This window comes from Candidatus Symbiothrix dinenymphae, assembly GCF_001431085.1.
In genome coordinates this window covers 1-8,649 of the sequence record NZ_BBRU01000257.1, presented here as the reverse complement: position 1 = coordinate 8,649, position 8,649 = coordinate 1, and the positions used below count along the sequence as shown (strand labels likewise).

Sequence of the window (8,649 nt, the reverse complement as noted above, 5' to 3'; positions counted from 1 at the left end):
CTGATTATCGAAGACGGCTGCCAACTGACGATAAACGGCGGCATACAAGTTAGTAGCGGAAGCGTGCTCCATATTCTCAGGCAGTTTACCCCTACAGGGGGCACGTTGACCGTTCAAAATGTTGCTGCCAACAATGCCGGCATCGGCGGCAATAACGGTGAGACCTGCGGTCTGGTATTCATCCAAGGCTGCGATATAACGGTAACCGGCGGTACTTCTGCCGCGGGCATTGGCGGCGGCGCAGGCGGCGCGGGTAACAGCATCTACATCTACAAAGGTTCCGGCGCTGTTACGGCAACCACCAGCGGCGGCGGTGCAGGCATCGGCGGCGGCAGTGGCGGCGCAGGCGGCACCATCACCATCAACGGCGGCGCTGTTACGGCAACCTCCATCGGTGGCGGTAACAACGCCGCGGGCGGCACCATCGCCATCAGCGGCGGCACGGTTGCCGCAACCGGCGGCATCGGCTACGGCACGGGCGGCTCCGGCGGCACGCTCGCCATCACCGGCGGCAGCATCAATGCCAACACAAATCTGACGCCCACCAACGGCAGCACAACCATTTACCGCAACACCTGGACGCTGGGCAGTCTCGCTGCGCCTCACGCGCTTACGTGGGGCGCCATCAACGGCGTTGCCTGCAACGCCACGCCCGACGCGCCGAACAGCGTGTACGGCATTAGCGACGTGAAAACCGACAACACGGGAAAACTATACTTTTGGCTGCCGCCTTCGGCAGGCGAGGGGTTGGTAATGATGGAGGTAAACGGCGGCTTTTACCGCAATAGTTTTACCCGTGCGGCGGGAGACGCTTCCCAAACGCTCCCGCAATTTACCCCTCCCGCTTTGTACTCCCGCGTTGGAATGGCGGACGGGTACAACTACTATGTGCTGGGCTACTCGCAGGCGGGCGAAAACAACAGCCTGCACATTGGACAGGCTTACACGGCGGGAGACGATGTGGTAACCCTCTTTCCTGCCTCACCGGCAGACGGCGGACCGCCGGTGGTATCTGCCACAAACCGCGGACCGTCAACGGGACAAACGGAAGACCCGTCCGTCTATACCTATCCCGCCTCCTCTTATGCCAACTTGGTGCAAACAACGGTTAGCGAGTACAAAGACAATACTTCAAGCACTACGAACACCCGCTCAGTAACAGGCACCTTCCATTGGCTGAGCACAGCAGAGATGACGCCTCTTCCGAATACTATATCCGTATACTCAGGTATTTATTGGTTGCGCACGTCATCTTCCACTAATAGTGCTCAAGCAATGAGCATGGAGAATTATTTGAGTGGGCGGACTGTTACTCAACCGGGCTACTCCCGCCCTGCCTTCCGCATAAAGATAGCATCTACTGTGTTCAGGCAGGAGCAGGCGCCCATTTCGTTTGCGACTCCCACCCCGTCGCAGGCGTATTCAGCATCGTTCTCCTATCAGCAAACGCCCATAGGCGGCAACGGCAACGGCGCCATCACGTATTCCATCGTGCCGGGCGGCGGCGGCACAACGGCAGTTACGGCGACCATCAACTCGACAACGGGCACAATCACCAACGTAGCGAGACCCGGTACGCTCGTCGTGCAGGCAGTAAAGGCGGGCGATATAAATTATATACAGTCGAACACGACAACTTATACGCTGACGATACCAAGAGCAGGCGGGGCAACAGAGCCGATTGTAAACTCGCGCATTAAAATAGCAGACGGGTACTACTACTACGTGCTGGGCTACTCGCAGGAGAGCCAGAGCACCAGCCTGCACGTTGGCGAGGATTACACGGCGGGCGACGATGTGATAACGCTCTTGCCTGCCGCGCCGGGAGCAGACGGCGGTCCGCCAACGGTAACTGCCACACTCGGCGGTCCGTCATCAGACTATACGGAAGACCCGTCCGTTTACACCTATTCCGTCTCCAGACTTGACGGCTTGGTGCAAACAACTATTGCCGATTACAAAGACAATTCTTCGAGCAATACGAGCAACCGCACCGTAACAGGCATCTTCCACTGGCTGAGTACCGCTGAGAATAACTTGGCTGCTATGTCGTCCTCCTACGCTACCTACTGGCTCCGCACGGCGCATAATATTAACGGGTGGGGGTACAATACTACTATTGGTGGTATTCAAGTTAATCTATTCGATAATCTCTCCCGCCCCGCCTTCCGTATAAAACTTACCGCTGATTTGCTCAAAGAGGGGCAGGCGGCACTTACGTTTCCCGACCTTGCCCCAAGGCTGGAGCATACGTCTTTGTCCGGCACCTACACGCAAACGGCAAGCGGCGGCAACGCCGGCATCGCCACCCCCATCACCTATTCCATTGTGAGCACCACCATCGCGGAGGCGAGCATCAACTCCGCCACGGGTACCATTTCGGGCATCACGCATACGGGCACCATCACCGTCAAGGCGCGCAAAGAGGGCGATGCCACCTACGCCGCCGCCACGGCAACCTACACGCTAACGGTATGGAAAACCAAAGCGGTAGTCCCGCGGTTCTCGCTCGTTGAGATGAAGGACAACTACAAGTACTACGTGCTGGGCTACTCGACAATAGGGGAGGGCAAAAACATGGAGGGGACGGAGGACAACGACCTGCACATCAGCGAGCCTTACACGACGGGCGACAATGCGGTAACGCTCTTTCCCGCCGCGCCGGCAGACGGCGGTCCGCCGGTAGTAATTGCCACATACGGCGGTCCGCGAAACATTCCGTTCGGTCGGGGAGGGAATCCATCGGATTATACCTATAGTGCCTCCTCTTTTGACGGCTTGGTGTCAACGACAATTACTGACTATAAAACGAACACGTCTTCCAATGCTGCAAACCGCACGGTAACAGGCGTCTTCCACTGGCTGGGTAGGCATGGTATTCTTGAGGAGTGGTTTGAAGATGGTAGTTACCATTATATAGATGGTTCAATTCTTGAGTACCCCACACATTTCTGGCTCCGCTTTCCTTCTCATGACATTAATGATCCCTTTACTAAGGGCTTAGTTTATGTTCCTCCTACAGGTGGGAGCGGGTATGACATTCTTTTTCCACTTATAAGTGATGTTACCCTTGCCTCGCGCCCTGCCTTCCGCATAAGCCGCACTTCTACATCGTTCAAAGAGGAGCAGGCGCCGCTGACGTTCACCAATGCCAGCCCGTCGCAGGCATTGTCGTCGTCGTTCACCTACACGCAGGCTGCCACAGGCGGCACCGGCACCGGCGCCATCACCTACACCATTGCGAGCAGCACCGCAGCAGGGGCAAGCATCAACGCAGCCACAGGCACCATCAGCGGCGTAACCGGCATCGGCACCATCACCGTCAAGGCGCAAAAGGCAGGCGACGCTAACTACGTAGCCTCCAACACGGCAACCTATACGCTCACCATTGACAAAATTGTCGTCACCAACACCGCAGGCAGCGCAGCAGTTACCTACGCCGACGCCACCATCGACCTGAGCACCGTGGGCGGTCTGTTCTCCGTTGACGGAAACGCGGGCGCGCGGACGTACACCATCGAAGCGAGCGGCAGTCCCACAGGTGAGGGCACCCTCACTAACGGCATACTCACAGTAACCAAAGCGGGCACCTTCACCATCGGGCTTGCCACAGCAGCCATAGGCAACTACGACGCCTGCGCAATGGTAACCGCCGTGCTCACGGTGGGCAAAGCATCGCAGGCAACCTTTGCCTTTGCAGCACCTACCCCCAACGCCACCTACGCGGCAGTCTTCACCTATACCAACACCGCGCCCACAGGCGGCACCGGCACCGGCACTGTAACATACACCATTATTAGCAGCACCGCAGCAGGGGCAAGCATCAACGCCACCACAGGCGAAATCAGCGGCATAACCGACACCGGCACCATCCAAGTAAGGGCAACCAAAGCAGCAACCGACCTCTACGAGGCGACGACAGCAGACTACACGCTCACGGTTGTCCACAAAGTCATTGACATTGCGGCAATCGCGGGCATCGCCATTCCTGCCTACGGCAGCACGCCTGTAGCCATTATCACCGAAACGGAGCAATACACAGGCACAGTGTCGTGGAATCCCAACCCCGCCACATTCGCTCTTGCCACGCTGTACACGGCAACCATCACGCTAACGCCCAAAACAGGCTACACGCTCACCGGCGTAGCAGCCAACTTCTTCACCGTATCAGGAACAACCGGCGCAACGCACAACGGCACCACCAACCCCGCCGGCAGCAACACAGTAACGGCAACCTTCCCCACCACGACCGGCAGAGCCGCCGTCATCAACACAGGCGGCTCGGCAGCAGTTACCTACGGCGATGGCTCTTTCATCGGCAGCGGCAGCGACATCGACCTGAGCACCGTGAGCGGACTGTTCAACATTGACGGAAACGCAGGTGCGGCGACGTACACCATGGATGCGAGCATCCCCGAAAGTGCGGGCACCATCTCCGGCAGCGTGCTCACGGTAACCAAAGCCGGCACCTTCACCATAGGGCTTACAACGGCAGAAACATTCACCCACGTGGCAGGCGGTACAGTAACCGCCGTGCTCACGGTGAACAAAGCAACGCTCGCCGCCACAGTGAACTTGGCGGGCTGGACTTACGGCTCCGCAGGCACGCCGTCGGTTATCGGCAATACCGGCAGCGGCGCGCCAACCTACTACTACGATGCAACAAGCGGCGGCACCTTTACCAACACCACGCGGCCCACCAACGCAGGCACCTACTACATCAAAGCAACGATTGCAACCACCGACCTCTACGACGCTTTCACCACGCCTGAGCTGCAGTTTACGATAAATAAAGCCGCCGCACCAATCATCACCTACCCCACCGTAGCCAACACCATCACCTACGGCGCAACACTATCAACCGCCACGCTAAGCGGCGGCTCCACAGAATACGGCACCTTCAATTGGACAACCGGCACAATAGTCCCAACCGTCCCCAACACCGGCTACCAAGTAACCTTCACCCCAAGCCCAAACACACTGGCTAACTACAACACAATAACCACCACCACAGCAACAGTAACGCCCACAGTAAACAAAGCAGCGCAGGCAACCCTTGCCTTTGCAACAACTGCCCCCAACGCCACCTACACGGCAGGCTCCACCTACACCCACGCCGCACCCACAGGCGGCACCGGCACCGGCACTGTAACATATACCATCATTACCGGCGGCACCACCGCAGCAGGGGCAACCATCAACCCAACCACAGGCGCAATCAGCGGCGTAACCTCCGCAGGCACCATCCAAGTGGAGGCGCAAAAGGCAGGCGACGACAATTACCTTGCCTCCAACACGGCAACCTACACGCTCACCATTGCCAAAGCCGCCGTAAGCAACACAGGCGGCGGCACGGCGACGGTTACATACGGCGATGCCTCTTTCAGCAGCAGCAACATCAACCTGAGCGGATTGTTCACCATTGACGGAAACGCAGGTGCGCCAACCTACACCATTAATGCGAGCAACCCCGCAGACGCGGGCAGCATCACCGGCGGCATACTCACGGTAACCAAAGCCGGCTCCTTCGCCATAAGGCTTGTAACAGCAGCAACAGGCACCCACTTGGCAGGCGGGATGGTAAGCGCCACGCTCACGGTGAACAAAGCCACGCAGGCAACCCTTACCTTTACAACAAGCAATCCCAGCGCAACCTACGCGGCGGGCTTCACCTACACCCACGCCGCACCCACAGGCGGAAGCGGCGGCGGCACTGTAACATATACCATTGTTAGCAGCGGCACCACCGCAGCAGGGGCAAGCATCAACGCAACCACAGGCGAAATCAACGGCGTAACCGGCACAGGCACCGTCCAAGTAAGGGCAACCAAAGCAGCAACCGACCTCTACGATGAGGCAACAGCGGACTACACGCTCACGGTGAATCCCAAAGTTATTGACATCGCGGCAATAGCGGGCGTTGCCATTCCTGCCTACGGCAATACGTCCGTGGCGAATATCACCGAAACGGCGCAGTACACAGGCACAGTGTCGTGGACTCCCAGCCACGCCACATTCGCGTATGCCACGCCGTACACGGCAACCATTACGCTAACGCCCAAAGCAGGCTACACGCTCACCGGCGTAGCAGCCAACTACTTCACCGTAGCAGGCACAACCGGCGCAACGCACAACGGCACCACCAACCCCGCAGGCAGCGGCACAGTAACGGCAACCTTCCCCGCCACAACCAGCAAAGCCGCCGTCAGCAACACCGCAGGCGCAGCAACAGTTGTGTATGGCGATGCCTCTTTTAGCGGCAACACGCTCGACCTGAGCACCCTCGCCACCCTGTTCACCATTGACCCGCAAGCAGGCACGGCGACCTACACCAAAGAAACAAGCGGCACTCCCACAGGCGAGGGCACCCTCACCGGCGGCATACTCACGGTAACCAAAGCCGGCACCTTCACCATCGGGCTTGCAACGGCAGCAACAGGCACCCACGCGGCAGGCGGGATGGTAACCGCTGTGCTCACGGTGAACAAAGCGGCAGCGCCAATCATCACCTACCCCACCGCCGCCAACACCATCACCTACGGTCAGCCACTATCCGCCTCCGCGCTAAGCGGCGGCACCACAACATACGGCACCTTCAATTGGACAACCGGCACCACCGTCCCAATAGTCCCCAACACCGGCTACCAAGTAACCTTCACGCCAAACGCAAACACACTGGCTAACTACAACACAATAACCACCACCACAGCAACAGTAGCACTCACAGTAACCCCCGCAACGCTGACGGTAACGCCCAACGCAGGACAAAGCAAAATCATAGGCACCCCCAACCCCGCCGCCTACACCTACACAACAAGCGGCTGGCAGAACGGCGACGGTGCAAGTCTGCTGAGCGGCGCACTCGACCGCGCCACCGGCGAAAATGTGGGCACCTACGCCATCACGCAGGGAACGCTGGATGCAGGCGATAACTATACGATTGACTTCACGCCGGGCGTAACATTTGAGATAAAGCCCGCCACAAGCGACAACACGAAAGTAAGCACAGTAGCAGTGAACGGCACTACGCTGCCGCCAGGCACAACCAACTTCTACCTTGCCGACTGCGGCACCACCTCTGCGCAAATCACCGTCACTCCGGAAGAAAGCACCTCGCAGGTGATATACGACGGCACGCCGGGCAGCACGTTCTCTATTGGCATCGCCCGCGCCGACATACACGAAGTAACGTACACCGTGCGCTCCACAGACGGCAGCGAGCGGACGTACACGCTGCAAATCGAACGCCGCTTTGCCTTTGCCGACATCGTAGGAATGAAGTTCAACAACGTGCTCTATGTGAACAACAACCCTGCCAACAACGGCGGCTACACGTTCAAGAACTACCGTTGGTTCAAAAATGGAGATTTGATAGGCGAAGAACAGGTGTACAGTGCAGGCGACAACAGCACCGACCTGCTCGACCCCACCGCCGACTACAGCGTAGAAGTAACCACCAAAAGCATCAATGGCATAGCCGTAGAGAAGGTGCTGCACGTCTGCCCCGACAGGGTAATCCTGGATGCGACATTGTTGCGAGCCTACCCAAGCCCCGCCCCAAGCGGCACCACAGTAACGGTTGAGAGCGGAGCCGCAGACGGCAGTGTGATACGCATCTACAATATGCAGGGCACCATCGTGGGCACGCAGACCTTAGTTGGCAACAAATCACAGCTATCTCTCCCGCCGTCTTCCGGTGTGTATCTGATAACAGTGGATGGGGAAAGTATTAAGATAAAGGTGGAATAGTTATGAGTTATAGGACTGTTGTTGTTATTGCTGCGATGTGTTATGTGGTAACGGTTGCGATGGCGCAACAGTCGCGACACGAGTTTTCGTTTGTTGCCGGAGGTGGCTTATCAACATTGAACTACACCCCCGCCGCCGGCAATGCCAATCTCGGCTTTGGCGGCTTTGCCGGGTTAGGCTACACTTTTCGCTTCAGCGAGCACTGGGGCATCGGCACAGGCGTAGAAGCCGCACTGTTCAACGCACAATGCACGCTGAACCCGCTGAGCGAAACCTACCTGCGCAACGATGGCACGGAAGATTTTGACTACACCTACACGCTCTCAGGCTACCACGACAAGCAGCAAGCAATCCTGCTGAACATTCCGCTGATGCTACACTTCCAAACGGGCAGGTTCTACGCAGCATTGGGTGGCAAGGCAGGCATCCCGCTAAGCGCAAAGTTCAACAGCAGCGCGGACAAACTGACCACCTCAGGAAAATACGCCTCAGGCGATTATGTGCTGAACAAACCAAAGTTTAAGGGCTTAGGCGAGTTCAGCGACTTGAACCACCAAGGTGATTTGGCATTGAAAACCGCATTTTTCGCATCGGCAGAAGCAGGCATAAGGTGGCGATTGAACGACAAATTCGACCTCTCCACCGGACTGTACGTCGATTATGGCATAAACAGCATCCACCCAGCTGCCACCACGCCTCTGATTGACTATTCCGGCAGTGCCGACTACCGCCCCAATTCGGCAATAGCATCCACCAACGCCGGCAAACCTGTTGTCGACAAACTGACCCCACTCGCAGCAGGCCTCAAGATAGGGTTGATATTCGGCACAGCCAAACCCCCTAAATCCCCCCCGGAGGGCTTTCCCGCCGCTCCCGCCACGTCTTCCGCTCCCCCTGCAC

2 protein-coding genes are annotated in these 8,649 nt (G+C 57.9%); both read left to right on the top strand.

What is annotated here, in order from left to right; genetic code table 11:
- Positions 1-105: 105 nt before the first annotated feature.
- Positions 106-7,749: a T9SS type A sorting domain-containing protein gene (locus ASC50_RS03420; RefSeq protein WP_226995372.1), complete on the top strand. Its 7,644-nt coding sequence runs from the start codon at positions 106-108 to the stop codon at positions 7,747-7,749.
- A 2-nt stretch (positions 7,750-7,751) separates the two neighbouring features.
- Positions 7,752-8,649: outer membrane beta-barrel protein (locus ASC50_RS03415; protein ID WP_158648361.1), on the top strand; the 898-nt coding region annotated here is incomplete at its 3' end.